The sequence below is a fragment of the Nocardioides marmotae genome (genome assembly GCF_013177455.1).
In the GTDB taxonomy this organism is placed as follows: Bacteria; Actinomycetota; Actinomycetes; order Propionibacteriales; family Nocardioidaceae; genus Nocardioides; species Nocardioides marmotae.
Genome location: NZ_CP053660.1, coordinates 1,234,648 through 1,259,519, shown reverse-complemented (window position 1 = coordinate 1,259,519; position 24,872 = coordinate 1,234,648). Strand labels below are relative to the sequence as shown.

The 24,872-nt window shown below is 74.6% G+C and carries 26 protein-coding genes and 1 tRNA gene; 13 read left to right on the top strand and 14 right to left on the bottom strand.

Translation table 11 applies throughout. The features are described from left to right. Nucleotides 1-12: 12 nt before the first annotated feature. Nucleotides 13-85 (top strand) — tRNA-Lys (locus HPC71_RS06085). Between the two features lie 439 nt (nucleotides 86-524). Here HPC71_RS06085 and HPC71_RS06080 read toward each other — a convergent pair. Continuing rightward, nucleotides 525-1,838: a serine/threonine-protein kinase gene (locus HPC71_RS06080; RefSeq protein WP_154616689.1), complete on the bottom strand. Its 1,314-nt coding sequence runs from the start codon at nucleotides 1,836-1,838 to the stop codon at nucleotides 525-527. A gap of 246 nt (nucleotides 1,839-2,084) precedes the next feature. On the opposite strand from HPC71_RS06080, the gene HPC71_RS06075 reads away from it, so the two are divergent. Beyond that, entirely contained in the window at nucleotides 2,085-3,035 is a 951-nt protein-coding gene (locus HPC71_RS06075; protein ID WP_154616690.1) for a TIGR03557 family F420-dependent LLM class oxidoreductase, read from the top strand. Nucleotides 3,036-3,054: 19 nt separating this feature from the next. Here the strand turns inward: HPC71_RS06075 and HPC71_RS06070 are convergent, their stop codons facing one another. Genes HPC71_RS06070 through HPC71_RS06055 form a run of 4 tightly spaced genes read right to left on the bottom strand, consistent with a single transcriptional unit; the run spans nucleotide 3,055 to nucleotide 7,163 of the window. After that, a complete protein-coding gene (locus tag HPC71_RS06070) occupies nucleotides 3,055-3,903 on the bottom strand; it encodes a glycosyltransferase family 2 protein (RefSeq protein ID WP_216656562.1) in 849 nt (282 codons plus the stop codon). 8 nt (nucleotides 3,904-3,911) lie between these two features. Continuing rightward, nucleotides 3,912-4,931 (bottom strand): glycosyltransferase, encoded by a 1,020-nt coding sequence (locus tag HPC71_RS06065; RefSeq protein WP_154616691.1) that lies wholly within the window; start codon nucleotides 4,929-4,931, stop codon nucleotides 3,912-3,914. 4 nt (nucleotides 4,932-4,935) lie between these two features. Continuing rightward, nucleotides 4,936-6,003 (bottom strand): glycosyltransferase family 4 protein, encoded by a 1,068-nt coding sequence (locus tag HPC71_RS06060; protein ID WP_253943918.1) that lies wholly within the window; start codon nucleotides 6,001-6,003, stop codon nucleotides 4,936-4,938. Beyond that, nucleotides 5,988-7,163: a glycosyltransferase family protein gene (locus HPC71_RS06055; protein WP_253943917.1), complete on the bottom strand. Its 1,176-nt coding sequence runs from the start codon at nucleotides 7,161-7,163 to the stop codon at nucleotides 5,988-5,990. Before HPC71_RS06055 ends, HPC71_RS06060 begins: the two co-directional genes overlap by 16 nt. Before the next feature lie 192 nt (nucleotides 7,164-7,355). On the opposite strand from HPC71_RS06055, the gene HPC71_RS06050 reads away from it, so the two are divergent. Continuing rightward, complete coding sequence (locus HPC71_RS06050) at nucleotides 7,356-8,534, top strand: zinc-dependent alcohol dehydrogenase (RefSeq protein WP_154616692.1); 1,179 nt, start codon at nucleotides 7,356-7,358, stop codon at nucleotides 8,532-8,534. Further along, nucleotides 8,531-8,971, top strand: a complete 441-nt coding sequence (locus HPC71_RS06045) for an SRPBCC family protein (RefSeq protein ID WP_171896310.1) — start codon at nucleotides 8,531-8,533, stop codon at nucleotides 8,969-8,971. Before HPC71_RS06050 ends, HPC71_RS06045 begins: the two co-directional genes overlap by 4 nt. Before the next feature lie 30 nt (nucleotides 8,972-9,001). Here the strand turns inward: HPC71_RS06045 and HPC71_RS06040 are convergent, their stop codons facing one another. Further along, nucleotides 9,002-9,670, bottom strand: a complete 669-nt coding sequence (locus tag HPC71_RS06040) for a response regulator transcription factor (protein ID WP_154616693.1) — start codon at nucleotides 9,668-9,670, stop codon at nucleotides 9,002-9,004. A 113-nt stretch (nucleotides 9,671-9,783) separates the two neighbouring features. Here HPC71_RS06040 and HPC71_RS06035 point away from each other — a divergent pair, with 113 nt between their 5' ends. Both HPC71_RS06035 and HPC71_RS06030 read left to right on the top strand, forming a co-directional pair. After that, nucleotides 9,784-9,972, top strand: a complete 189-nt coding sequence (locus HPC71_RS06035) for a hypothetical protein (RefSeq protein WP_154616694.1) — start codon at nucleotides 9,784-9,786, stop codon at nucleotides 9,970-9,972. Beyond that, nucleotides 9,969-10,607 (top strand): methyltransferase, encoded by a 639-nt coding sequence (locus HPC71_RS06030; RefSeq protein WP_171896308.1) that lies wholly within the window; start codon nucleotides 9,969-9,971, stop codon nucleotides 10,605-10,607. Before HPC71_RS06035 ends, HPC71_RS06030 begins: the two co-directional genes overlap by 4 nt. A 33-nt stretch (nucleotides 10,608-10,640) precedes the next feature. Here HPC71_RS06030 and HPC71_RS06025 read toward each other — a convergent pair whose 3' ends face one another. Next, entirely contained in the window at nucleotides 10,641-10,877 is a 237-nt protein-coding gene (locus HPC71_RS06025; protein WP_154616695.1) for a CDGSH iron-sulfur domain-containing protein, read from the bottom strand. Further along, complete coding sequence (locus tag HPC71_RS06020) at nucleotides 10,874-11,830, bottom strand: iron-containing redox enzyme family protein (RefSeq protein WP_154616696.1); 957 nt, start codon at nucleotides 11,828-11,830, stop codon at nucleotides 10,874-10,876. The genes HPC71_RS06025 and HPC71_RS06020 overlap by 4 nt, the downstream gene beginning before the upstream one ends. 319 nt (nucleotides 11,831-12,149) lie before the next feature. Here HPC71_RS06020 and HPC71_RS06015 point away from each other — a divergent pair, with 319 nt between their 5' ends. The 7 genes from HPC71_RS06015 (at nucleotide 12,150) to HPC71_RS05985 (ending at nucleotide 18,763) form a co-directional block, all read left to right on the top strand. Further along, entirely contained in the window at nucleotides 12,150-12,494 is a 345-nt protein-coding gene (locus HPC71_RS06015; RefSeq protein WP_171896306.1) for an STAS domain-containing protein, read from the top strand. Nucleotides 12,495-12,850: 356 nt separating this feature from the next. Then, nucleotides 12,851-13,594, top strand: a complete 744-nt coding sequence (locus HPC71_RS06010; protein WP_154616698.1) for an HAD family hydrolase — start codon at nucleotides 12,851-12,853, stop codon at nucleotides 13,592-13,594. Between the two features lie 92 nt (nucleotides 13,595-13,686). Next, a complete protein-coding gene (locus tag HPC71_RS06005) occupies nucleotides 13,687-15,936 on the top strand; it encodes a SpoIIE family protein phosphatase (protein WP_154616699.1) in 2,250 nt (749 codons plus the stop codon). 52 nt (nucleotides 15,937-15,988) lie between these two features. After that, nucleotides 15,989-16,297 (top strand): STAS domain-containing protein, encoded by a 309-nt coding sequence (locus HPC71_RS06000; protein WP_171896304.1) that lies wholly within the window; start codon nucleotides 15,989-15,991, stop codon nucleotides 16,295-16,297. Further along, nucleotides 16,294-16,686: an ATP-binding protein gene (locus HPC71_RS05995; RefSeq protein WP_154616701.1), complete on the top strand. Its 393-nt coding sequence runs from the start codon at nucleotides 16,294-16,296 to the stop codon at nucleotides 16,684-16,686. The genes HPC71_RS06000 and HPC71_RS05995 overlap by 4 nt, the downstream gene beginning before the upstream one ends. A gap of 183 nt (nucleotides 16,687-16,869) precedes the next feature. Further along, nucleotides 16,870-18,120: a hypothetical protein gene (locus HPC71_RS05990; protein ID WP_154616702.1), complete on the top strand. Its 1,251-nt coding sequence runs from the start codon at nucleotides 16,870-16,872 to the stop codon at nucleotides 18,118-18,120. Nucleotides 18,121-18,136: 16 nt separating this feature from the next. After that, a complete protein-coding gene (locus HPC71_RS05985) occupies nucleotides 18,137-18,763 on the top strand; it encodes a class F sortase (protein ID WP_253943916.1) in 627 nt (208 codons plus the stop codon). Nucleotides 18,764-18,848: 85 nt separating this feature from the next. Here HPC71_RS05985 and HPC71_RS05980 read toward each other — a convergent pair whose 3' ends face one another. The 6 genes from HPC71_RS05980 to cbiQ form a co-directional block, all read right to left on the bottom strand. Further along, nucleotides 18,849-20,021 (bottom strand): SGNH/GDSL hydrolase family protein, encoded by a 1,173-nt coding sequence (locus tag HPC71_RS05980; RefSeq protein WP_154616703.1) that lies wholly within the window; start codon nucleotides 20,019-20,021, stop codon nucleotides 18,849-18,851. Nucleotides 20,022-20,221: 200 nt separating this feature from the next. Continuing rightward, nucleotides 20,222-22,675, bottom strand: a complete 2,454-nt coding sequence (locus HPC71_RS05975; protein WP_171896303.1) for a penicillin acylase family protein — start codon at nucleotides 22,673-22,675, stop codon at nucleotides 20,222-20,224. Between the two features lie 35 nt (nucleotides 22,676-22,710). Next, nucleotides 22,711-23,010 (bottom strand): GroES family chaperonin, encoded by a 300-nt coding sequence (locus HPC71_RS05970; RefSeq protein WP_154616902.1) that lies wholly within the window; start codon nucleotides 23,008-23,010, stop codon nucleotides 22,711-22,713. A gap of 32 nt (nucleotides 23,011-23,042) precedes the next feature. Next, nucleotides 23,043-23,300, bottom strand: coding sequence for a DUF3618 domain-containing protein (locus tag HPC71_RS05965; RefSeq protein ID WP_171896301.1), 258 nt, complete (start codon nucleotides 23,298-23,300; stop codon nucleotides 23,043-23,045). Nucleotides 23,301-23,337: 37 nt separating this feature from the next. Continuing rightward, nucleotides 23,338-24,156 (bottom strand): energy-coupling factor ABC transporter ATP-binding protein, encoded by an 819-nt coding sequence (locus HPC71_RS05960; protein WP_230084593.1) that lies wholly within the window; start codon nucleotides 24,154-24,156, stop codon nucleotides 23,338-23,340. Then, nucleotides 24,153-24,872 (bottom strand): cobalt ECF transporter T component CbiQ, encoded by a 720-nt coding sequence (cbiQ, locus tag HPC71_RS05955; protein WP_171896299.1) that lies wholly within the window; start codon nucleotides 24,870-24,872, stop codon nucleotides 24,153-24,155. Before cbiQ ends, HPC71_RS05960 begins: the two co-directional genes overlap by 4 nt.

Below are 24,872 nucleotides of genomic sequence, written 5' to 3'. Positions count from 1 at the left end.
TCGCTTCACCGGGCGCCATTAGCTCAATTGGCAGAGCAGCTGACTCTTAATCAGCGGGTTCGGGGTTCGAGTCCCTGATGGCGTACAGATACCGGCTCCGACCAGCAGAGATGCAGGTCGGAGCCGGTTGTCATTTGTGCCCCAGTCCGGCGCTGCCCGGCACTGTCCGGCACTGTCCGCCTCTCCCCTCGGCCCCGCTCCGGCCCGGCGAGCACGCCGCGACCTGTCTGCTGCGTGAGTGATCTCCACCACGAGTGGATACCGGGTGGGGCATGCGCGAAGGAGAGAACGACCAGACCGGGACGTCCCCGAACCGCTGCCCCCGGTGCGGAAACGCGTTGGTGCCGCGGCTGACCGCCGCGGCACGACCCGTCGTGGAGGGCGGGCCGCTGTGCGCCGAGCCGTCGGTGCGGCTCGCGTGCCCCAGCTGCCAGTGAACCGAAGGACCTGAGCACCCCGGCCCCATCACGACGGGCCAGCACGACGGCCTGGCTGGGCTCCCCCGAGACGGGGCGGCGGGTGCGTCAGCGCCCCTTGCCCCGCCCGGGCTTGCCGCCGCCCTTGCCGCCAGGGCCACCGGGCCCACCGTGGGCTCCGGCGGCGTGCTTGTTCTTGCCCTTGTTCTTGCCCTTGCTCTTGTCCTTGCCCGGGTGGCCGCGGTGCCCGTGCGCCTTGCCCTGGGGGCCGGACCCCGAGGCACCGGGACGCGACGGCGTCGCCGGACGATCGCCCCTGGCCTGCGGCGTGGCCCGGCCGGACGGCGTACCCGTCCCGTCGGCTGGGGCGGGCGAGGGCGAGAGGACCGTGGCGGGCTGCACCCGACGGGTGGCCGCCGGCTCGTCCTCGCTGACGGCGGGGTTCGGGCCGAGGGTCCCGATCCCGACGGCCGCGCCGACCACGACGGCGGTAGCGACCCCCGCCCACCGCACGGCCGTACGTCGCCGGGTCGGCGCCAGCGGGACGGCCCGGGTCGCCGGGCCCCCGCTGGCGGTGCTGACCGTCCTGGGCAGGTCGGCCCCCGCTGGGCCGGGCACCGGGCCACCGGCCGCGAGGTGGCGCAGGGCGGTGGCGGCGGTCTCCGCGGTAGGCCGCTCGGCCGGGTCGGCGGCCGTCATCGCGGCGAGCAGCCGCGGCCAGCCGGTCGGCAGCGAGAGCGGGATGGTCGGCCCGTGGTGGAGCCGGGCGACGGCCGACTCCGTCGAGGTGCCGGGGTAGGCGCGGACGCCGGTGAGCGCCTCGAGCAGCAGCAGCCCGAGCGCGTAGATGTCCGCGGCGGCGCCGACGCGCTCGCCGCGGACCTGCTCGGGGGCGAGGTAGGCGATGGTGCCGACCGTGTGGCCCGTGCGGGTCACCCCGACCACCTCCCCCAGCAGGCGGGCGATGCCGAAGTCGGCGAGCTTGACCCGGCCGTCGGGGGTGACGAGCACGTTCCCCGGCTTCACGTCACGGTGGACGATGCCGTGGGCGTGGGCGTGGTCGAGCGCGTCGGCGAGCTGGGCGCCGATGTCGGCGACCACCACGGGGTCGAGCGGGGCCGCGGCGAGCATGTCCACGACCGTGCCGCCGTCGACGAGCTCGAGCACGAAGAACGGCCGGCCCTCCGACGTACCCGCGTCGAGCAGCGTGACCAGGGCGGGGTGGTCGAGGCGGGCCAGGAGCTTGGCCTCCGCCGCGAACCGCAGCCGGGCGGCCTCCGGCTCCTCCAGCGCCTCGGGCGCCAGCAGGACCTTGACCGCGACCTCGCGCTCGAGCACCCGGTCCCAGGCACGGTGGACCACGGCGGTGCCGCCCCGGCCGATGACGTCTCGCAGCTCGTAGCGCTCAGCGAGCAGCTCCATCCGGGCCTCCGGGCAGGGTCGGGCGCGGTCAGGGGGTGGTGCGGGAGGTGCGGAGGTGCACGCGGTGGCGGCCCGCGCACGCCGTCCGGTGCCCACGCCGCGAGGGGGGCAATCAGCGACGCGCGGGCGGTCCAGCAGGTCCTTCGGCAGGAGTCCAGGCCCTCCCTCCGGCCCGGGCCCAGGGGGCTGCTGGCCGGGCCGGAGGGGTACCTGCCCGGCGCCGCACACCGACCCGGAAGGAGCACCATGCGCTTCGGATACTTCCTCTCCTGCGAGGAGTACACCCCCCAGCAGCTCGTCGAGCAGGCCGTCGCCGCCGAGGAGGCCGGCTTCGAGGCGCTGTGGGTCAGCGACCACTTCCACCCCTGGAACGACGAGCAGGGCGAGAGCGCCTTCGTCTGGTCGGTGATCGGCGCCGTCTCGCAGGCCTGCTCGCTCCCGGTCACCACCGCCGTCACCTGCCCGACGGTGCGCACCCACCCCGCTGTCATCGCCCAGGCCGCCGCGACCGCCGCGGTGATGCTCGACGGCCGGTTCACCCTCGGGGTCGGCACGGGCGAGGCGCTCAACGAGCACATCCTCGGCGGGCCCTGGCCCTCCCTCGACGTCCGGCTCGAGATGCTGGAGGAGGCCGTCGACCTGATGCGCGAGCTGTGGACCGGGGAGACCGTGACCCGCCAGGGCAAGCACTTCCAGGTCGACACCGCCCGCATCTACACCCTCCCCGAGCAGCCGGTCCCCGTCTACGTCTCGGCCTTCGGTCCCAAGGCGCTGCAGACCGCGATCGACATCGGCGACGGGTTCGTCTCCACCGCTCCCGACGCCGACTCGGTGCAGAAGTTCAAGGACGCCACCGGCGGCAAGCCCACCCAGGGCGGCGTCAAGGTCTCCTGGGCGCCCACCGTGGAGGAGGGCGTCGACCACGCCCACCGGCTCTGGGCCAACGCCGGCCTGCCCGGCGAGCTGGCGCAGGTCCTCCCCTCGCCCAAGCACTTCGAGCAGGCCTCCCAGCTCGTCACCCGCGAGTCGACCGCCGAGAGCATCGTGGCCGGCCCCGACATCGCTCGGCACGTCGAGCAGATGCAGGAGTACGTCGACGCCGGCTACGACGAGGTGTACGTCGCCAACATGGGGCCGCACTACCTCGACATGATCCGGGCGTACGGCGCCGAGGTGCTCCCCCAGCTGCGCGGCTGAGGGCCTGCTGGGGCGGGCCTCAGGCCCGCTCCCAGCCCTCGGCGGTACGCCGCACGAGCCCCTGCTCCTCGAAGGCGGTCAGCCAGCCGCGCATCGGCCACTCCCCCCACCGCTCGCAGAAGAGCGCCCCGTTGCGCAGGATGTCGTCCAGGTGGCGCACCGGCGGGCTCTCGACCGGGTGGTGCTGGTGGTAGGCGCGCGCCCCGCCGACCCAGCCCATCTCCAGACCGGCCGCCACCGCGGAGCGGCCGAAGTCGGTGTCCTCGCCGCCGTAGCCGGTGTAGTCCTCGCAGAACCCGCCGACCCGCGCCCACCCCTCGGCGGAGACCGCGAAGGACAGCGACCAGAACAGGTCGGGGTCGCCGCCGGTGACCAGCTCGCCGCGGGCCGGCGCCGGCCGGGCGGGATGCGGGTCGTCGAGCTCGTCGAGCCGGTCGAGGTCCGCGCCGCCGCGACCTGGCGGGAGGTAGGTCACCGGGCCCGACCACAGCACCTCCGGCTCCCGGCTCGCCGCATCGGCGTACGCCGCCACGAGCTCGCGCCCGGGCAGGCAGTCGACGTCGAGGAACACCACGACGTCCGCGCCGGACTCCAGCACCGTGCGGGCCCCGAGGTTGCGCGCGGCCGCGAGCGGCAGCCGTCCGTCGGGCGGCACCGCGACCGGGACCACCCGCGAGCCCAGCCCGTCGAGCGTGCGCGCGCTGATCTCCGGGTCTCCCATCGCGACCACGACGTAGTCCTCGGGGAGCCGGTCGGAGCGGGCCAGCCCCCGGTGCTGGTGGCGCAAGTGGTCGTGCCGGCCGTGCGCGACCGTGACGACGCCGACCCGCAGGGGGCTGCCCCGCAGGCTGCTCACCGGGCTGCTCATCGGGCTGCTCATCGGGGCTCTCCCTCGGCCACCCGGCGGACGACGGCGGCGGCGCGGCCGGCCGCTCCCCCGTCGCACCAGCTCGCCCAGGCACCGCCGTCGAGCGCGCAGGCCTCGTCGAGCAGGGCCGACCAGCCGGTGGCCGGGAAGGACTCCCGGGCCAGCGCCGGCCAGGGACCGGCACCGAGCACGCGGGCGGTGGTCCGCTGCTCCTCGTGCGGCCGGGCCTGCGGCACGACCACGGCCGGGCGGCGGAGGGCGGCGACCTCGGCCAGGGCGTTCTGCCCGGCGTGGGTGACCACCACGTCGGCCTCGGCGATCGCCGCGCGCGGGTCGTCGACCCACGGGGCCGTGCCGCCGAGCACGGTCCAGCGCCAGTCGGGGGTCTGCTCGCGGGCCGCGTCGAGGAGCCGCTCGTCGAGCTCGTGTCCCCCGGAGCCGGCCAGGTAGGTCACCCGCGGGGGGCCCGGCCGGCGTGGGGCCGGCTCCGCGACGTCGTACCGGGCGAGGCCGCCGACGGCGGTGACCCGTGCGGCGAGCGACGCGGGCGCGACCATCCCCGTCGCCTCGGCCGGCCAGAAGGCCAGCAGCGCGTCGGCGACGTCGGCGCCGAGCAGGTGCGCGGGGTCGTCGCGGACACCGGGCAGCACGGCCGAGACGACCGGCACGCCGTGCAGCCGCGCGAGCAGGCAGACCTCGACCGAGACGTCGACGACCACGGCGCGCGGTGCGGCCCCGGCGAGCCAGGCCGAGATCGCCGCGGCGCGGCTGCGCAGCCCGGCGTGGTGCGCCGGCACCCAGTGCAGCCGGCCGCCGGCGGTGACCCGGTCGCGATCGGGGTCGGCCCCGACGTCGTCGGGCGCCAGCTCCACCCACGGGCCCGGCCAGCCCGCCGGGCGCGGCAGCGTGGAGAGCCCGGTGACCTCCGCGCCGCCGCGGGCCAGCTCGGCGGCCACCGAGGTGGCGCGGTGCAGGTGACCCCGGCCGACGTGGTGGACGTAGTAGCCGATCCGTGTCGTCCCCGTCATGGCCTCATGCGGCGAGGTCGCCGCCGACCAGCCCGGCGTAGATCCGCTCGTAGTGGTCGACCATCCGGGTCAGCGAGCAGTGCAGCTCGGCGTGCCGGCGCACGACCGCCCGGTCGCAGGCACGGGCCTCTGCAACCGCTCGGGCCAGGTCGGCGACGTCCCCGGGCCGGGCGAGCACGCCCGTGCCGGGGGCCACGATCTCGGGCAGCGCGCCGCGGGAGTACGCCGCGACCGGGGTGCCGCAGGCCATCGCCTCGGCGGCGACCAGCCCGTAGGGCTCGTCCCACGCGGGCGTCGTCACCGCGACCGACGCCTGGCCGAGCAGGCGGGCGAGCGCGGCGTGGTCGAGGTGACCGGCGTACGTCGCCCCGGCGCCGAGCCGCGGCGCGATCTGCTCCTCGAAGTACGCCCGGTCCGGCAGCGGGCCGGCGACCACCAGCGGCACGCCGGCGAGCCGGCAGGCGTCGATCGCCTCGTGCGGCGCCTTCTCCGGCACGACCCGACCGGTCCACACCGCCGGCCCGCCGCCCGGGCCCGGGCACCAGGTCGAGACGTCGACGCCGTTGTGGACGGCCGCGGCCTCGGCGACGTGGGACCAGGCGCGGGCCGTCGCGCGGCTCACCGCGACGAAGGACGACGTCTCGGGAGCCAGCGCGATCGCCGACTCCAGCCACGGCAGCGGCGGGGTGTGCAGCGTGGTGACCACCGGCACCGACAACGACGGGGCCATCGCGACCGGGAGGTGGTGCAGGCTGTTGTTGTGGACGACGTCGAAGCGTCGGTCCCGACCCTCGGCGAGCGCGAGCATCAGCGCGAGGTAGGCGTGGTGCTCGGCCATCCAGTGACGCGTGGGCGCGTTGACGTCGGCCATCGCCGCCGCGCTCGGCTCGAAGGCCGGGAGGTCGAGGAGCTCGACGGGCAGGTCCGGGTCGGACCCGGGGCCGGCGAAGAGGGCGACGTCGTGGCCGCGGGCGACCAGCTCGCGGGCCAGGGCGTGGGTCATCGCCTCCAGGCCGCCGGCGAAGGGCTCGGCGACCGGGAAGCGCGAGGACGCGATCAGGCAGATGCGCACCGACGCCCCACCTTCTCCAGCGCCGCGGCGTACACCCGGTCGTGGGCCGCGGCCACCTCGGCGCGCTGGCGGCGGCGCTCGTCGATCGAGGCGCCGAGCCGGGGCCGCTCCGCGTGGGCGGCGCGCACCGCCGCGGCCAGGGTCGCGGCGTCGTAGGTGTCCTCGGCGTGGACGTAGGACAGCACCGGACCCTGATCGGCGTAGTAGCCGCAGGTCGGCGCGACGACCGTCGTCCCGAGGTCGCGGCACGCCTCCAGCCAGCCGGAGTGGGTGCCGAAGCGGTAGGGCAGGACCGAGACGTCGAGCGAGGACAGGTAGGCCCACAGCTCGGCATCGCTGAAGTAGTCGTGCACCCGCAGGTCGACCAGCCCGTCGGCCTCGAGCCCTCGCAGGTACGTCGCCAGGCGGTTGTCGCGGCGGGGCCCGTCCTCGTCCATCACGTCGTGGTGGGCGTCGACCTGGAGCACCGCACCGGGCAGGGCGGCGACCGTCTCGACGAGCGTCGGCAGGATCGTCATCGGCGCCATCCCCGCCCGCAGGCTCTTGACGTGCAGCCCGACCCGGAGGTCGTCGGTGCGCCGGCGGGCCCGGACGTCCTGGGCCACCGCCATCGTGCGCAGGTCGACGACGTGCGGGTGGGGCACGACCGTGGCGGTGCGGCCCCAGCGGCGCTCGATCTCCGCCGCCGCACCCTCGGTGAGGGTGACCAGCTCGGTGGCGGCCGGGACGAGCACGTCGAGCTGGGCGTCGTGCAGCGTGCGGTCCTCGTGGTGGGGGTTGCGCAGGTCGTGGACGGTCTGCACCAGCGGGCGGCCGGTCTCGCGCAGCGCCCGGACCAGCGCGGCGAGGTCCTCGGGGCTGCGGGCGTCGAAGCCGAAGTGGAGGTGCAGCAGGTCGAAGTCGTGCGAGCGGACCCACGACGGCTCCAGCATCGCCGGCGGCCACCACACCTGGGAGTCCGCGGGCTGCCCGAGCGGCTTCGGGTCCGGCAGGCGGCGGGGGCCGCTCCCGGCCTCGGGTGCGAGGTGGCGGACGTAGACGTGACCTGACGGCACCGAGGCGACCAGCAGCGGCCGGTGGGGGCGGCGGAGGCGGTGGGCGGCCGCCCGGTCGACGGTGGCCGGGACCGGCGCCGAGGTGGGGTCGTCGAGGAGCGTCACCGGAGCCCGGTTCCCCGGCCGCTCCGCGGGCGACCTCACCCGAAGGGAGTAATCACCCCCCATCGGCCCGGGCCGACCGGCCCCCCGCGCCGGGTCGTCGGCCCGTGTGCCGGGCCCGGGCGTGGGTACCCGTCGGAGCACAGGACGCGCACCCAGACGACCGGCCCCCGGGCCACGAGGAGGACACCCAGGATGAAGGCAGTGACCTGGCAGGGCAGCCGCGACATGCAGGTCGTGGAGGTTCCGGACCCGTCGATCATCGATCCCACCGACGCGATCATCAAGGTCACCTCGACCGGGCTGTGCGGCTCCGACCTGCACCTCTACGAGCCGCTCTCGCCGTTCATGACCAAGGGCGACGTCGTCGGCCACGAGCCGATGGGCGTCGTGCAGGAGGTCGGCCCCGGCGTGAAGGACCTCAAGGTCGGCGACCGGGTGGTCGTGCCGTTCAACGTCAGCTGCGGCACCTGCTGGACCTGCTCCCAGGGGCTGCACAGCCAGTGCGAGACGACGCAGAACCGCGAGCACGGCACCGGCGCGAGCCTGCTGGGCTACAGCAAGCTCTACGGCCAGGTGCCGGGCGGCCAGGCGGAGTTCCTCCGCGTGCAGTTCGCCGACACCCTCCCGATCAAGGTCCCCGAGGGGCCCTCCGACGACCGGTTCCTCTTCCTCTCCGACGTGCTGCCGACGGCGTACCAGGCCGTGCGGTACGCCGAGCTCCCGCCCGAGGGCGTCCTGCTCGTCATGGGCGCCGGCCCGATCGGCGACATGGCGGCCCGGATCGCGCTGCACGAGGGCCACCGCGTGATCGTCGTCGACCGCGTCCCCGAGCGGCTCGCGCGGGTCCGCGCCCGCGGCGCCGAGACGATCGACCTCGACGCCGTCGACGACCTCGCCGAGGAGGTCCGCAGCCGCACTGGCGGGCGGGGCGCCGACTCGGTGATCGACGCGGTCGGCATGGAGGCCCACGGGAACCCAGCGGCCGAGATGGCGATCAAGGCCGTCGGCCTGCTGCCCGACAAGATCGCCGAGCCGCTGATGCTCAAGGCCGGCTTCGACCGGCTCGCCGCGCTGCACGCCTCCATCGACTGCGTGCGCCGCGGCGGCACGGTCTCGCTCTCCGGCGTGTACGGCGGCGCGATCGACCCGATGCCACTGTTCCAGATGTTCGACAAGCAGATCCAGCTCCGGATGGGCCAGGCCAACGTGCGCCGCTGGAGCGACGACATCCTGCCGCTGCTCACCGACGCCGACCCCCTCGGCACCGAGGACTTCGCCACCCACCACCTCCCCCTGGACGCGGCGCCCGAGGCGTACGCCAAGTTCCGCGCCAAGGAGGACGGGATGGTCAAGGTGGTGTTCCGCCCGTGAGCACCACGACCCGGCTGATCCACGCCACGCCGGAGCAGGTGTGGGACGTGCTCTCCGACGGCTGGCTCTACCCCCTGTGGGTGGTCGGCGCCTCCCGCATGCGCGACGTCGACGAGCACTGGCCGGAGGTGGGCGCCAAGCTCCACCACTCGGTCGGGACCTGGCCGCTGCTCATCGACGACAACACCGAGGTGATGCGGATCCAGCCGCCGTCGCTGCTCGAGCTCAAGGCCCGCGGGTGGCCCGCCGGCACGGCCCGGGTGCGCCTGCACCTCGAGGCGGTCGGCACCGAGACCCAGGTGACCATCGAGGAGGACGTCGAGGACGGCCCCGGCCGGCTCGTGCCGAAGCCGGTCCGTGACGTCCAGCTCGGCTGGCGCAACGTCGAGTCGCTGCGCCGCCTGGCGTACGTCGCCGAGGGCCGCGTCGCGACCTGACCCGACCTTCCCGCCGCCGACCGGCCGGGCTCAGCGTTCGCGCTGGGTCCGGCCGTCCGCGTGGCGGACCTGGTCGGGGCGGAACCCGTGGTCGATGCCGAAGGCCACCGCCTGCGACCGCCGGGTCACCCCGATCTTGCGGTAGAGCGTGCGGATGTAGGTCTTGACCGTGTTGATGCCGATGTAGGCGTGCTTGCCGATCTCGTCGTTCGACAGGCCCTGGGTGATCAGCGCGAGCACCTCCGACTCGCGCTGGCTCAGCCCCAGCTCCTCACCGGGCCACCGGCCGAAGGAGCCCGCCTCCTCGGGCGACGTCTCGTCCGGGGTGACGACCTCGCCGTCCCGCACCCGCTCGAGCAGCTCCACGAGCTGCTCGGCGCCGACCGCCTTGGACAGGTACGCCGACGCGCCGTTCTCGAGGGAGCGCTGCACCAGGTCGGGCTGGACGTTCCAGCTGAAGACCGCCAGCTTCGCGCCGCTGCGGCCGAGGATCTCCTCGACGTCGATCTGGTCTCCCTGCACTTGACCGAAGGAGTCGTAGAGCACGACGTCGACGTCGCTGAGGACGGGCACCTGGCTGTCCAGCTCGACCACCTCGACCCGGTCGGAGAACGGCTGGAGGAGCGCGGCGACGCCCGCCACGACCAGCTCGTAGTCGTTCACGATGGCGACCCGGACGGGCCCGCGGGTGTTCGGCATGGGGGCATCCCACCACAGGTGGGGTGCCTCGCGGCACGGCCTTCGGCCCGCATGCCCGCGCGCGCATCGGGTCACAGGGCGGGCATGCTGCTGCACCGAGACGGAGTGACGTCATGACCGCCCCGGAGTCGAAGGACCCCCGCCGCTTCCTCATCCCCGCCGCCGTCCTGGCGCTGCTGATCGTCGTGGGAGGCGCGTTCGTGCTGATCGGCGTGCTGCGCGGAGACGACACCTCCACCGGCCCCGGCCAGCAGCCCACGGACCAGGTCATCCTGCCCGTCCTGACCGGCGTCGCCGAGTGACGCCGGACCACGGGACCGCCACCGGCGAGCAGATCGCCTTCGGACCGCTCACCATCACCTTCGACGAGCGCGTCCTGCGCCCCCGCGCCTGGACCGCCGCGCAGTCCGAGTGGGCCGCCCAGCTCCTCCGGGACGCGCCTGCGGGCCCCGTGCTGGAGCTGTGCGCGGGAGCCGGCCAGATCGGCCTGCTGGCGGTCCACGACGAGGACCGACAGCTGGTGTGCGTCGATGCGAACCCGGTCGCGTGCGCCTACACCCTGCAGAACGCCGCGGCCGCCGGTCTCGGCGACCGAGTCGAGGTCCGCAACGGCGATCTGTCCGCGATGGTCGGCGACGACGAGCGGTACGCCCTCGTGGTCGCCGACCCGCCCTGGGTGCCGGCGGCCGACACCGGCCGCTTCCCCGAGGACCCGCGCCTCGCGATCGACGGCGGCACCGACGGCACCGTCGTCGCGGTCGCCTGCGTGGAGGTCGCGGCCGGGCACCTGCCGCCCGGCGGCTCCCTGCTCCTCCAGCTGGGCAACGTCGAGCAGGTCGACACCATCGCCGCCACGGCCGGCGCGGCCCACGGCATGACCCTGGACTCCACCCGGGTCTTCGAGCGCGGCGTCGTCGCCCGCTTCGTCCGCGGCTGATCATCCGCGGACGGGCGGGCCGACGTCCGGCAGCTAGGGCCGCAGCTTCTTGGGCAGCACCTTGTGCGTGCCGTCGCACCAGGGCTTGGTGGCGGACTTGTTGCAGCGGCAGACCGCGCTCACCGGTCGGGTGGTGCGGTGCCGGTTGCCGTCGGCGTCCTCGATGACCGCGTCACCGCGCAGCAGCATCGGGCCCTCCGGGCACATCACGATGGTCGGGCGCTCCTCGACCGCCGGCCGGTCGGGCCGGTCCGCGGGCCGGGCGGTCATGCCTCGACCCCCCACTTCTCGAGGAGGTCGCGGGCCTGCCGGTCCTCGGTGTCCAGGCAGGCGTACGCGCCGAGGAACACGTCGTCGGCCAGCGCGGGCTCCATCTCGACGAGCGGCGCGCAGATGTCGCGCACGGCCAGCTGCTCGTGCACGGCGTCGGCCTCGACGTGCTCGCGGTAGTACTCGACGATCTCCTCGGGGAACCCGAGCCGCTCCAGGCCCTGGGCCATCCGGCGCGACGGGATCGAGCTGGTGGCCTCGAACGCCGCCAGGTGGCCCATCGCGGCGGCCCGCATCCGGCGGTGCAGGCCGAGGAACGACTGCACGTTGTTGGCCTCCAGCACCGGGACGGTCGCCTCGTCGACGTACGCGCCGTACTCCGACCGCAGGCCGGCGGCCTCGAGACCGCGCTCGAAGATGTGCTGGTGCAGGCGGGCGGGGTTCCCGTCGCCGTACTCGTCGAACTGCAGCTCCATCAGCGCGGCCTTGGGGCCGGTGGGCAGCCGCGGCACGACCCAGGCGCTCGGGTCGGCCTCCTTGAGGTGGTAGACCGACTTCTGCCGCAGCAGCTCCAGCACCTGCGTCTCGGTCGCCTCGGTCTGCACGTACCGGGACATCGACGGGCCGTCATGCCCGGCGATGTAGTCGAAGAGGTCCTTGGCGAGGTCACCGGCCCGCTCGGGTCGGTGCTCGGCGTACCGCGCGCGCAGCTCGCCCTCGAGCGCCTCCTCCAGGGCGGCCCGGACGCGGAGCACGCCGGGGCTCCACTCCCAGCGGTCGTCGACGTCCTCGAAGCCGCGGTAGTGCAGCTCGTAGGAGGCCCAGAGGGCGATGGCGCGGTCCTCGGCGTCGTCGGCGACGGAGGCGTCGACCGACACCGGGGTGCCGGGTTCCTCGCGCAGCGCGCTGAAGAGCCGCTCGCTGAGCGTGCCCCGCGCCTTCGGGAGCCGCATCAGCTCTGTCCTCCGTCGTCCTCGTGGTCCCACGCCTGCCACACACCCCGACAGTCACGGAACCCGGGTCCCGTCCCCTCGACCGCCGCGTCCTCCACCTGGGCGGGCCGCGCGGTCGGCCCGTCGATCAACACCGTCATGCGTCCCCGGTGTCCTCCGCCGCGCCGCCGGAAACCCCCGCGGGGGTGCACCGGGCATGCCGCGTGCGCCACACCCGCACCGCCCGTCACGACCGGCCGGCGCCACGACCCGGATAACCACCCCATGGGGTGAGACGCCGGATTCGGAGGCCGTCGTCGCGACGACTAGGGTCGAGACCATGCTCGAACGTCCGTTCTCGTGCTCCTACGCCGACGGGGTCCTCACCCTCGGTGGGTCCGTCGATGAGTACGCCGTCGCCGCGCTCCGCGCTGCCGTCCGGGAGCACTCCGAGGAGTACCGCCGCCCGCTGGCCGTCGAGCTCAGCGACGTGGACTTCCTCCCCAGCGTCGCGGTCGGCGTGCTCGCCACCGGCCTGCGCAACGCCGAGGAGAACGGCACCGAGCTCGCGCTCGTCGCCGCGCCGGGGACCATCGCCCACCGCGTCCTCGTCATCACCGGGATGCCGTTCCTCGAGACCGTCCCCGCGCTCGACACCTCCAGGCGCGCGCCCGAGACCGCCTGACGCACCTCTCCGACCGACCCCGCGGACGGCGGCCTTCACCCGAACGGGTGAAAACCACATCGGATGTGATTGCTCTCCGGAGCGTTCGGGTACCTGGCGCCCGTCGGCGGTCACACGCGTGGGGCTTACGCAGACCCGGGTATCTGCGGTGGCGGCCGTTCGACACACCTCTCACGGACGTCCGGACGTCCGACGGCACGAGGCCCGGCGCTCATCGAGCGCCGGGCCTCGTCACGTCCCGGGGTCGGCCCGGGCCACCGCGACCCGCCCGGTACCCGGGCTCCCCTGCCCAGCACACCCCGAGTGGCCCGAGTGACCCCGAGTGACCCAGGCCCCTCCTGGGCACCGTGCGACCGATGACCGGATCCCGCCCCCCCTCCTCCCGTCCCGACACCGTCGTGCTCGACCTCGACGGCACCCTCGTCGACTCCGTCTACGTCCACCTCGGCTGCTGGCGTGCGGCGTTCCGCGACGTCGGGGTGGACGTGGCCTCCTACCGCCTGCACCGCGCCATCGGGATGGGCGGGGACAAGCTGGTCGCCGAGGTGACCAACGAGAGCGTCGAGCGCTCGGTCGGCGACGACGTACGAGCGCGGCACGCCCACCACTTCGACGAGCGGTTCGGCGAGGTCGTGGCCCTCGAGGGCGCCGAGGACCTGCTCGCCGCGCTGCGCGGGGCCGGCCTCCAGGTCGTGCTCGCCAGCTCCGGGGAGCGCGCGCTGACCGACCGGCTCCTCGACCTGGTCCCGGGCACGAGCGCGATCCGCTCGACCCTCGCCGGCGACGAGGCAGAGGCCAGCAAGCCCGCACCCGACCTGCTCGCGGCGAGCCTCGAGCGCGTGGGCGCCAAGCGTGCCTTCGCGGTCGGCGACACGGTCTGGGACGCCGAGGCCGCCCGCGCCGCCGGCGCCGCGTTCGTCGGCGTGCTCACCGGCGGGATCACCGAGGCCGAGCTGCGCGACGCCGGCGCGGTCGCCGTGGTCGCGGGGCCCCACGAGCTCGCCGCCCGGCTCGACGAGGTGCTCTCCGCGGTGGCCGACGCGCTGCCGCCGGCAGGCCCCGAGGGAGGCGCTCCGGGGCAGCCCGACGGGGGGCGGTGAGCGGCTGGGGCGTGGGCGTCAAGGTGTGAGTGACCGGCGGTCTGGACGGGTAACGTGTCCACCGACCTGCTGCGACTGCCGATGGAGCCTGCGTGACCGAGACGGCGTCACCGCACACTCCCGCGTACGGTCACGTCGACCTCACCAACTGCGACCGGGAGCCGATCCACGTCCCCGGAGCCATCCAGCCCCACGGCGTGCTGCTGGCCCTCGACCCCCTGACGACCGAGACCGTGATGGTCTCGGCCAACGTCGAGGCAACGCTCGGCATCCCGCTCGAGGAGGCCGTGGGACGCCCGCTCGCCGACTTCGTGGGCGGGGCCGCGGCCCAGGCCATCATCGACCACGTCGCGCTGGCCACCGCGCGCGAGCCGCTCACGCTGATGCTGCCCGGGGACGGCGAGGGGGAGCTGGCCGGGCGGATGGTCGACGTCGGCACCCACGTCTCCGGTGATCGGTTGGTCGTCGAGGTCGAGTCCCTCGAGCGCGGGCGCGCGCTGCCGATGTCGTACCGCTCCGCGCGCAGCGCGATGGGGCGCCTGGCCGCCGCGAGCACCGTGGACGAGCTCACCTCGCAGCTGGCCCGGGAGGTCAGCGCGATCACCGGCTTCGACCGCGTGATGGTCTACCGCTTCGACCAGCACTGGAACGGCGAGGTCGTCGCCGAGGAGCGTCGCGAGGACCTCAACCCCTTCCTCGGGCTGCACTACCCCGCCACCGACATCCCGGCCCAGGCGCGGCGGCTCTACACGGTCAACTGGACCCGGCTGATCGCCGACATCGGCTACACCCCGGTCCCCCTGCACCCCGTGCTCGACCCCGACACCCGGGCGCCGCTGGACCTCTCGCACTCGACGCTGCGCAGCGTCTCCCCCATCCACGTCGAGTACCTCTCGAACATGGGCGTCACCGCCTCGATGTCGGTCTCCCTCATCGTCGATGAGGAGCTGTGGGGCCTGGTGGCCTGCCACCACTACTCCGGCCCGCACCGGCCCAGCCAGGACGCCCGGGCCGCCGCGGAGTTCCTCGGCCAGGTGACGTCCCAGATGGTCGCCGACCGCGAGCGCTCCGACCAGCGCGAGGCGGCGCTGGCCGCACAGTCGACGCTGGCCCGGATGACCGCGCGGCTCTCCGCCTCCAGCGCCGCGCCCCTCGACGGGCTCGTGCGCGACCCCGACCTGCTGCCGCTCATGGACGCCGGCGGCGTCGCGCTGTGCCACGACGCGCAGCTGCACACCGCTGGCCGGCTCCCCGACGACGACGTGGTGCGACGCATCGCGCAGCTGCTGCTGCGCCCCTCTGGTGACGTCGTCGCCAGCGACCACCTCGCCGTGCTCGACCCGGCCCTGGCCGACCACGCCGCGGTCGCGGCCGGCGCCCTGTGCATCGCTGCGGGCCCGGAGAGCTGGCTGCTGTGGGTGCGCCCCGAGCTGGAGCAGGTCGTCGACTGGGGCGGGGACCCGACGAACAAGCTGCTCGCGGCCCAGGAGGGACCCGACGTACGTCTCTCCCCCCGCAAGTCCTTCGAGAAGTGGCAGCAGGTCGTGCGCGGCCACAGCGCGGCGTGGGAGTCGTGGCAGGCCGACGCCGCGACCGCGCTCCAGACCCACGTCAACGGCCTGATGCTGCAGCGCTCCCGGGAGCAGATCGCGGCGGCCGAGTCGCTGCAGCGCTCGATCCTGCGCGAGCAGCTGCCCGAGGTCCCCGGCATCGACGTCGTCGCGCGCTACCTCCCGGCGTCGACCTTCCAGCTCGGCGGTGACTGGTGGGACGCCGTCGAGGTCGGCGGGGGCCGGGTGGCCTTCGTCGTCGGCGACGTCGCCGGCCACGGGGTCAGCGCGGTCGGGGCGATGACCCAGATCCGTACGGCGATGCGCGCCTACCTCTTCGCCGGCGACGACCCCGGCACCTGCCTGGACCGGCTCGACCAGCTGATGTCCTCGCTCATCGACGAGCGCGTGGCGACCGCCCTGGTCGCCGTGGTCGACGCCGAGCACCGCCGGGTCGAGCTGGTCAGCGCCGGCCACCCGCTGCCGCTGCTCTTCGACGGCACGACCGCCCGCGAGGTCCCCGTCACCGCCCGCCCGCTCCTCGGCCTCGGCGAGGGCCATGCCCGCGCGACGGAGGTCGAGATGCCCGCCGGGTCGACGCTGCTGATGTTCAGCGACGGGCTCATGGAGCGCCGCCAGGTCGACCTCCTCGCCGCCCTGGACCTGCTCCGCGCGGCCGGCGGGGCCGGCCCCGGCGACGGTCCGCTCGACCCGTGGCTGGACCGGCTGGTCGAGGCCGTCCCGGGCGAGAAGGACGACGACACCACCGTCCTGGCCATCCGGTTCGCCTGACCGGGACCAGGCCACCGGGACGCCGGGCCCTGTGGGCGTTACGATGACTCGCGTGTTGGACCGACCCTTCAGTGCGGACTACGACGAGCAGACCCGCACCGTGCGCGTGAGCGGCACGATCGACGAGCTCGCCGGCCCCCGGTTCCGCGACGTCCTGCAGAAGTACAGCCAGGACTTCGCCGAGTCGCTCGTGGTCGATCTCAGCGACGTCGACTTCATGCCGAGCCTCGCCGTGGGGGTGCTCGCCACCGCGCACAAGAACATGCGGAACGCCGGCGCAGAGCTGGACCTCCTCGCCGAGCACGGGACCGTCGCCCAGCGGGTCCTGCACGTGTGCGCGATGCCCTACCGCACCGCATGAGCTCGGGCGACGTCCGGTCCTACCAGCTTCCCTTCGAGCTGGCGGCCGCCACGGCGGCGCGTCACCAGCTCCACGACTTCCTCACCCAGGCCGGGGTCCCGGCACAGATCGTCAGCGACGCGGCGCTGGTCGTCAGCGAGCTGGTCACCAACGGCGTCGAGCACGGCCGCTCCGACGACGACGCGATCCACGTCTCCTGGTGGGTCGACGACAGCATGCTCACGCTGTGCGTCCGCGACGACGGCAGCGAGGCCGAGCCGATGATCACCCAGGTCGACATGTACGCCCCGCGCGGACGCGGCCTCGCCCTGGTCGCCTCCATCTGCCAGAGCCTGCAGATCGACCGCTCCGAGGGCACGCAGATCACCGCCACGCTCAAGCTCGGCTGACGCCGCGGGGCGGGTGGCCCGCCCGCTCGGCCTGGAGCGGCCCGGCACCGGGAACGTCTCCTCCAGCGCTGCCGGCGGCTGCCGGCGTAACCCTTCCCCCGCCACGACGTTGTCCCGGTGGACCACTCGGAGCACATCGGGGCCGCGGGCGGACGTGCGCGGCGACAGGGAGCCAACGAACTCGTGACCACTCGCCGTACCGCCGCCCGGATCGCCGCCGCGGCCACCGCCAGCTCGCTGGTGCTCCTCACCGGCACGCCCGCGGTCGCCGCCGACGCACCCGTCGCCCAGGCCAGCGCGACCGCGCTGCGGCTGACCATCGCCGGGACCCCGGCGGACTCGGGGACCTTCACGGTCACCCACGACGGCGAGCGCCAGCGCAGCGAGGGCAGCGACAGCCCCGCCCTCTCCGTGCTCGGCGGGCAGGACTTCGTCCAGGCCGGCACCCTCGCCCAGAAGGCCCGCACCCGGGTCGAGGACGGGCGCGGCGCCTCGGCCGCCTGCTCCGGGCTCGCCGGCGACGGAGCCGTCCTGCTCGAGGTCGACGAGGGCAGCTGCCTGCGGCCGGGTGACAACCTGGAGCTGACCGCCGGGAACCTGGACCTCTCGAACCTCCAGATCCTCCGATCGGACTTCCTCGCCGGCTTCGACCAGCAGCTCCAGGACGCCCTCGCCCCCGTGCTCGACCCGCTGCTCGCCGGCCTCCAGGCCGTGCTCGAGCAGGTGCTCGACGCCGCCGACGCCGCGCTGGTGCTCGACCTCGGCGCGGTCCAGAGCTTCTGCGTCGCCCGCCCCGGTGAGGTCAGCGGCGGCAGCACGCTCGCCGGCGCGGGCGCGTCGCTCCGCCTGGCCGGCCAGGAGGTCACCCTCCTCGACCTCCCCGCCGACCCGGCGCCCAACACCAAGCTGGTCACCGACCTCGGCGAGGTCGTCGACCTGGTGCTGCAGACCCTGCGCACCCAGTTCACCGAGGCCATCGAGGGCGTGCTGGGCCCGCTCGGCCAGGTCATCGACCAGGCCGAGGTGCTCACCGCCGCGCTCGGCACCGTCGGCGAGCAGCTCGCCCCGCTGGAGGAGAACGTCCTCGACGTCACCCTCAACAAGCAGCAGCGCGGCAAGAACCGGATCGACGTCACCGCGCTCGACGTCCGGGTGCTCCCGGTCGCGGCGAGCTTCGGCGTCGAGCTGCTCGACGTCGAGATCGGCCACAGCAGCTGCGGGCCGAACGGGCGCGTCCAGCCCGACGAGCCCCAGGAGCCGAACACGCCGGCCCCGCAGCCGCAGCCGCAGCCCGAGCCGCAGGTGCCGATCTCGGTGCCGGCCGGCTCGGCCGGCTCGTCCGGGTCGGGCCTCGGCACGGGCGGCCTGCTCGTGCTGCTGCTGACCGCTCTCGGCGCGGGTGCGGTCGCCACGCGACGTACGCTCCGCTCCTGACCAGGGGCGCGACGCCGTGGCCACCGAGGATGAGGACGGCACGACCCGGCCGGCGCCGGACGGGATGGGGGCCGTCCGGCGCCGACTCGAGGCCCTCGCCCGGGGGCTCTGGGTCGCGGCGCTGGTCCTCGCGCTCGGGCTGACCGTCACCGGCGTCGTCCTCCCGGAGGGCGAGTCCGAGTCGAGGTCGTACGTCGCGCCGGCGCCCGCGCAGCCGATCCGGCTGAAGATCCCGGCGATCGACGTGGTCGCCCCGGTCGTGCCGATCGGCATGTCCCCCGGGCGGGTGCTCCAGCCGCCGGCGGACTACACGAAGGTCGGCTGGTGGGACGTCAGCGCCCGCGCGGGGGCTCGTCGCGGGCAGACCGTGATCACCGGGCACACCGTCCACACCGGCGGCGGCGCGCTCAACCCGGTGACGTCGCTGGAGAAGGGCCAGAAGGTGCTCGTGGTCAGCCGGAAGGGCACCGTGCGCTACCGCGTGTCGGGCGTCCGGGTGCTCAGCCGCGCGGCGCTCGCCGAGCAGGCGGAGGCGCTCTTCGGCCAGGACCGCGGCCGCGGCCGGCTGGTCCTGGTCTCGTGCACGGACTGGAACGGCTCGGAGTTCGAGAGCAACGTCGTCGTCCTCGCCCGCCGGGTCTGATCCCGGCGGGGCGAGGACCGCACGTCCTGCTCAGCCCAGCAAGCTCGATCCTGCGGGCTCGGTCCTGCGGGCTCGGCCCTGCGGCTCAGCCCTGGTCGGCGAGCCAGCGGCGCCAGGCCGAGACGACCTCCGCGCGGCGCTGCGGGGTGACCGGCCGGGTGACGGCGTTGTCGGCCCGCAGCGGGGCCACGCGCGCCGGCGCGGTGCGGCCGGCGGTCAGCTGGCGGTAGACCTCCTGCGCGATCGCGCGCATGCCGCGGCCGAACGGGTGGAAGTTCGCGGCCCGCAGCGGGTTGAGGGTCTTGCCGTTGATCCAGGCCTGGCTGCCCGCGCAGGCGTCGTGGCCGCGCGAGGCCGGGTAGAGGTCCACGTACGTCGCGCCGTTGGCCGCCGCGGCCAGGCGCAGCGACCGGTTGAGCCGTCGCTCCACCTTGTTGCCCCAGGCGTAGTCGCCCTTGGCGAAGCCGACGGCGTTGCACGAGCCGCGCTGCGGGAGCAGCCGCGGGTAGCCGACGACCACGACGGCCGCGTTCGGCGCCCGGCGAGCGACCGCACGGAGCACGCCGCCGACGTCGCCCCGGATCCGGTCGGCGTCGCGCACCTTGGTGTCCACGCCCTTGGCGTTGGTGAAGTGGCGCTTGCACGGCGCGCCGTCGGGGTCGAGCTCGGCGACGGCCCCGCACACCTCGATCATCGACCCGAACAGCCCGTAGTCGTTGCCGCCGATCCCGACCGTCACCAGGTCGGTCTCGTCGGTGAGCACGTCGACCTGCGGCGCGGGGGCGGGCCCCGGGATGATCGTCTCCTGCCGCCGGTCGACCAGGTCGGCGGTCTCCGCGCCCGAGCAGGTCACGTCGAGGTACGACGCGGCGCCGAGGTGGCCGGCGAGGTAGGCCGGGTAGTTCGACGTCGAGCGGATGCACCCGAGCGGGTCCAGCCGCAGCAGCGGGATGAGCGGTCCGGCGCTGTAGGAGTCCCCGATCGCCACGTAGTCCAGCGGCTCCTCGGCCTCGACGTCGACCACCGCGCGCCGGGCCGCGGACCCGGTGGTCGCGGCGGTGCGGTCGGTCGTGCGGTCGGCCGTGCGGTCGGCCGCAGCCGGGGCGGCGGGGGCGGGGGCTGCAGGCGCGGGGCCGGCGGCGGTCAGAGTGCCCGCGGCGGTCGCGGCGAGGACCGCGCTGGTCGCGAGCGCGGTCCGCAGGCGGCGTACGCGCCGGCTGGTCGTGGTGGTGCCGGCGGTGGACGGTGCGGTGGTCATGGTTCCCTCCCGAGGAACGCCCGGAGTCACGGCCGGGGCGAGGTCGACCCGGCCAACCTAGTGGTCGGCATCACCCTTGTTACTGACGGGTTCAACAGGCGGGCACCCCTACTTCTGGGCCTCCGCAACCGGTTCTGGGCCAATGCATCGGCCCAGAAGCGGACGCGTACCACCTATAGGTGGTACGCGCACCCCACCGCTCACCCCCCGACCACGACCTTCCGGCGGACGAGATCCCGGCCGACCTGGGCGTCGGTCCAGGGGAAGCGGACCCACTTCTCCTGGGCGAAGAGGCGGGTCTGGTCGGTGGACCACGGCGAGGTGGGGTCCTCGGACTGGCCGTAGGTCAGGATCGTGCGGGCGTCGAGCCGGCCGCCGGGCAGGTAGCTGATCGCCTGGATGTGCGAGGAGCCGTAGGTGATCGGCTTGTAGCGACCGGCGTTGTCCTCGACCCAGCGCGAGGAGAGCACGTTGGCGTTGCCGAGAGCATCGCCGTCACCGCCGCCGAGGCCGATGGGCGGGGCCCCGCGGTCGCCGGCGACCTGGAGCGAGCCCCAGCGGGCGTCGAAGGGCACGCCGGCCTCGCGGACGGCGGCGATCGCGTCGGCCATCGCCTGCACGACGCCGGGGTTGGCCACGTTGAGCCCGCGCAGGGTCTCGAGGGGGTCGGCGGGGTCGAAGGGCACCGTCCACACGGTGTCGACCAGGTCGAGCGGCAGCGCGGGCAGCCGCTCGACGAACGCCTCGAAGATGTGGACGCCGCGCGAGCCGCGGTCCGAGCGGCCGTCCCACCGGCGCAGCACCGCACAGGCCTCGGTCTCCCCCGTCAGCGAGCAGACCCGGTCCAGGGCGCCGTCGGCCCGCATGACCGCGGCCGCCTCGACCCGGTTGGCGTACTGGTGGCCGCGGAAGCTCGCGGGGGTCTCCTTGCGGCCGGAGGCGAGCCGGTCGGCGACGTACCCGGCGACGACCCGGGTCCGCATCGTCCGCTCGCACCGCTCGCAGCCGATGATGCTGGGGAAGCCCTCCAGCGGCGAGGCGGGGTTCGGCAGCCAGTAGGAGTCGTTGGCGTTCATCACCCAGTCGCGCCGGACCACCGAGGGCAGGTTGCGGGGGCCGAGGATGCCGGGCCGCTGCGCGTCGGCGTCCGCGCCCCACGCGCAGTCGCCCTCGGCGCGGGTGCCGTCGAGCCCGGGCAGCCCCGCGACGGCGTCGAGCACCCGGCCGACCACGGTCAGGCAGCGCTGCTCCATCGCGTTCGTGACGTGCGGGACCACCGAGTGGTCGGCGTACAGCACGTCGCCCCTGCGGTCGGCTGCGGTCGTGTTGACCCACGGAATGCCGCCACCGCGGTCCTGGCGGCGCAGCAGGTCGCGCACGTCGCGCGCCTTGCCCATGTCCATGAAGGTGTCGATGGTGCGCAGGTGCTCGCCGTTGGCGTCGCGGATCGCCCACACGCTCAGTTGGCTCCACGGCATCAGCTGCGCCGGGTCGTCGATGACGTAGCCCTGCGGGGTGCGCCAGACGTCCTCGGTGACCGTGCGGACCTTCCCGCCCTCGCGGACCCGCACCTTCACCTCGCGGCGCTCCAGCTCCCGCGTTCCGGAGCCGGAGAGGTACGTCGTGGGGCCGAGGAGGCGGTACTCATAAGGCGTGAAGCGGTACGCCGTGGAGACGGTGTGGCTCCAGGCGACGTCCTTGTTCCAGCCGATGTTGATCGCCGGGGAGCCGATCAGCGAGGCACCGGCGACGTCGTAGCGGCCGGGGATCGTCTGGTGCTGCTGGGTGAAGGTGTAGCGACCGCGCCACGGGAAGTGCGGGTTGCCCAGCAACATCCCCTTGCCGGTGCTCGTCGCGCGGGCGCCCGCCGCGGTGGCATTGGAGCCGAACGGCGCCTCCGGGTCGCGGCCGAAGCCCTTGAGCAGCGCGTCCCGGTCGACGTCGGCGGCGCGCAACGGGAGCTGCGGCAGGCCCGGGTCGGTGAGGCTCGGCGGGGAGGCGTCGGCGATCTCGGGGATGAAGACCCCGGTGGAGGCGAGCAGGTTCGCCAGGTACACGCCGTACCAGAGGTCGAGCGCGGTGACGTCGGGCCGCAGGTAGCGCGCGCCCCGGCAGGCGGGGTCGGTGACCTGGCCGCGGGGCGTCTCGCGCAGGTAGGTGTTGATGCCGGCCACGTAGCCCTTCACCATCGCCCGGGCCTGCTTGCCGGGCCCGGCGACGGGGTCGGCGAGGAGCTTCTCGACCACCCGGCGACCGTGCAGGTCGGCCACGACGGTGTCGACCTGGAGGTTGGTCGCATCCAGGGTGACCTGGTCGTTGTAGCGCGCGTTCGGCCCGAACCACAGCGACCGCTCGCCGCGGCCGGTCACCAGGGTGTCGGCCAGCGTGCACAGCGAGGCCTCCGCGGCGGCGTACCCGCTGCCGAAGCCGAGGGACCCGAAGCCGTCGGCGGTGATGTGCGGGATGCCGTGCTTGGTCCACTCGATCCGCGCGCGGTAGCGCGGCTTCTTGCCGACGGGCTCCCCGGCGGAGGCGCTCAGGGACGCGGTGCCGGGCGAGGTGTCGGGCGCGGGCGCGCCGACGGCGGTGGGTACGACGAGCGCCGCGGGCAGCAGGGTGGCCGCGGCGAGGGCGGTGAGCAGGCGTCGGAGCACGCCCGCTCAACGGCGGGTGGGTGACCGGGGTTACGTCAGAGGTACAGGCCGGTCGCCTCGTCGGCGAGCCGGTCCGCGGCGACCGCGTGGACGTCGCGCTCGCGCATGACGACGTACAGCTCGCCGTGCACCTCGACCTCGGCCTTGTCCTGGGGCTCGAAGAGCACCCGGTCCCCGACCTCGACGGCGCGGGCGTGCGGGCCGACGGCGACCACCTTCGACCACGACAGGCGCGTCGCGCCCATCGCGGCGGTGGCGGGGATGACGATGCCCCCGGAGGAGCGCCGCTCACCGGCCTCCGCGTCGACCTCGCACAGGATGCGGTCGTGCAGCATCTTGATGGGGGTCTTCTCAGGCGCGCCCACGGTCAGCCGGCGACCTTCCGGACCACGACGAACAGCGCGACGACGCCGACCACGGCGCCGACGGTCTTGAGGATGTTGTCGGTGCGCGGGTTGCCGGCCGCGTCGATGTAGTGCGCCTTGATGCTCGCGACCTCGCGCCCGACGATCGTCTTGGGGCTCGAGCGGTAGAGGAGCTGGTCGATGGTCGTCGCCAGCCGCTCGCGGGTCTCCTCGATCTCGCGCTCGAGGGAGGAGGTGTCGTTGCCGTTGCCCTTGCTCACGTGAGGTCTCCTGAGGTGGTGTGCGTGCCGGGAGACGCTACCAATCCCCCGTGCTCCGACGTGCGGTGCGGTGCGGTGTGGTGTGGGTGCCTCCCACACCGGTGCCCACTCCGGGCCCGATCGTGCGCGGGTCGAACCCGAAGGGCAGCTCGAGGCGGTGGGCGCGCATGAGCGCCTCGTCGGTCAGCACGTCGTACGTCGCCCCGTCGGCCACGACCGTGCCCCCGGAGAGGACGACCGAGCGCGGGCACAGCTCGAGGGCGTAGGGCAGGTCGTGGGTCACCATGAGCACGGTGACGTCGAGGGAGCGCAGGATGTCGGCGAGCTCGCGCCGGGAGGCGGGGTCGAGGTTCGAGGACGGCTCGTCGAGGACCAGCACCTCCGGCTCCATGGCGAGCACGGTGGCGACCGCGACGCGGCGGCGCTGACCGAAGGAGAGGTGGTGCGGCGGGCGGTCGACGTGCTCGGCCATGCCGACCTGCTCCAGGGCGCCCATCACCCGGCGGTCCAGCTCGGCGCCGCGGACGCCGAGGTTGGCGGGGCCGAAGGCGACGTCCTGGCGGACCGTGCCCATGAACAGCTGGTCGTCGGGGTCCTGGAAGACGATCCCGACGCGGCGGCGGACCTCCTGCAGGTGCTTGCTCTCCACCGGCAGCCCGCTGACCGCGACGCTGCCCGCGCCGGCGGTCAGGATGCCGTTGAGGTGCAGGACCAGCGTGGTCTTGCCGGCGCCGTTGGGCCCGAGCAGCGCGACCCGCTCGCCGCGGTGGACGTGGAGGTCGACGCCGAAGAGCGCCTGGTGGCCGTCGGGGTAGGCGTAGGCGAGCCCGCGGACGTCGAGGACCGGCGTGCTCATCGAGGCTCCCCCGTCCGGGGCGCGGCGGTGGGGGGTGCGGCGGTCGCGGCGGCCGGGAGCGTGCCGGTGTAGCCGCGGGCGAGCATCGCGAGGTGCACCCGCTCCCCGCGCTCGTAGCTGCGGATGAACAACGCCCCGAGGGAGCGCGCGAGCACCGGCCAGTGCCGCGGCGAGCGCGGGTCGCACCCGCGGGAGCGCATCGCGGTCAGCATCCGCCCGAGGTCGGCGGTCACCACGTCGAGGTAGCGGAGCATGAAGGACATGATCTCGACCAGCAGCGCCGGCATCCGCAGCCGCCGCAGGCCGGCGAGCACGGCGGTGGGCTCGGTCGTCGCGGCCAGCGTCAGCGACGCCATGACGCCGAGGGTGCCCTTGACCGCCAGGCCCCAGGCGGCGACCAGGCCGGCCTCGGAGACGGTGAGGCCGAGGACCTCGGTCCGCGGCCCGTGGGCCACGAACGGCATCAGCGCGGCGAAGACCAGGAACGGCACCTCGATCACCATCCGGCGCACGACCCACAGCAGCGGCACCCGGGCGAGCAGGATCACCACGACCACGACCGCGAGGTAGGCCGGGAACACGGCGTACCACTCGCGGGGGGTGGCGACGACGAGCAGGACGAAGCCGAGCAGCCCGGCGATCTTCAGGTGCGCCGGCGCGCGGTGGACGGGGCTGTGGCCGTGGTGGTGCAGGCGGTGGCCGTGGGCGGCCCCCAC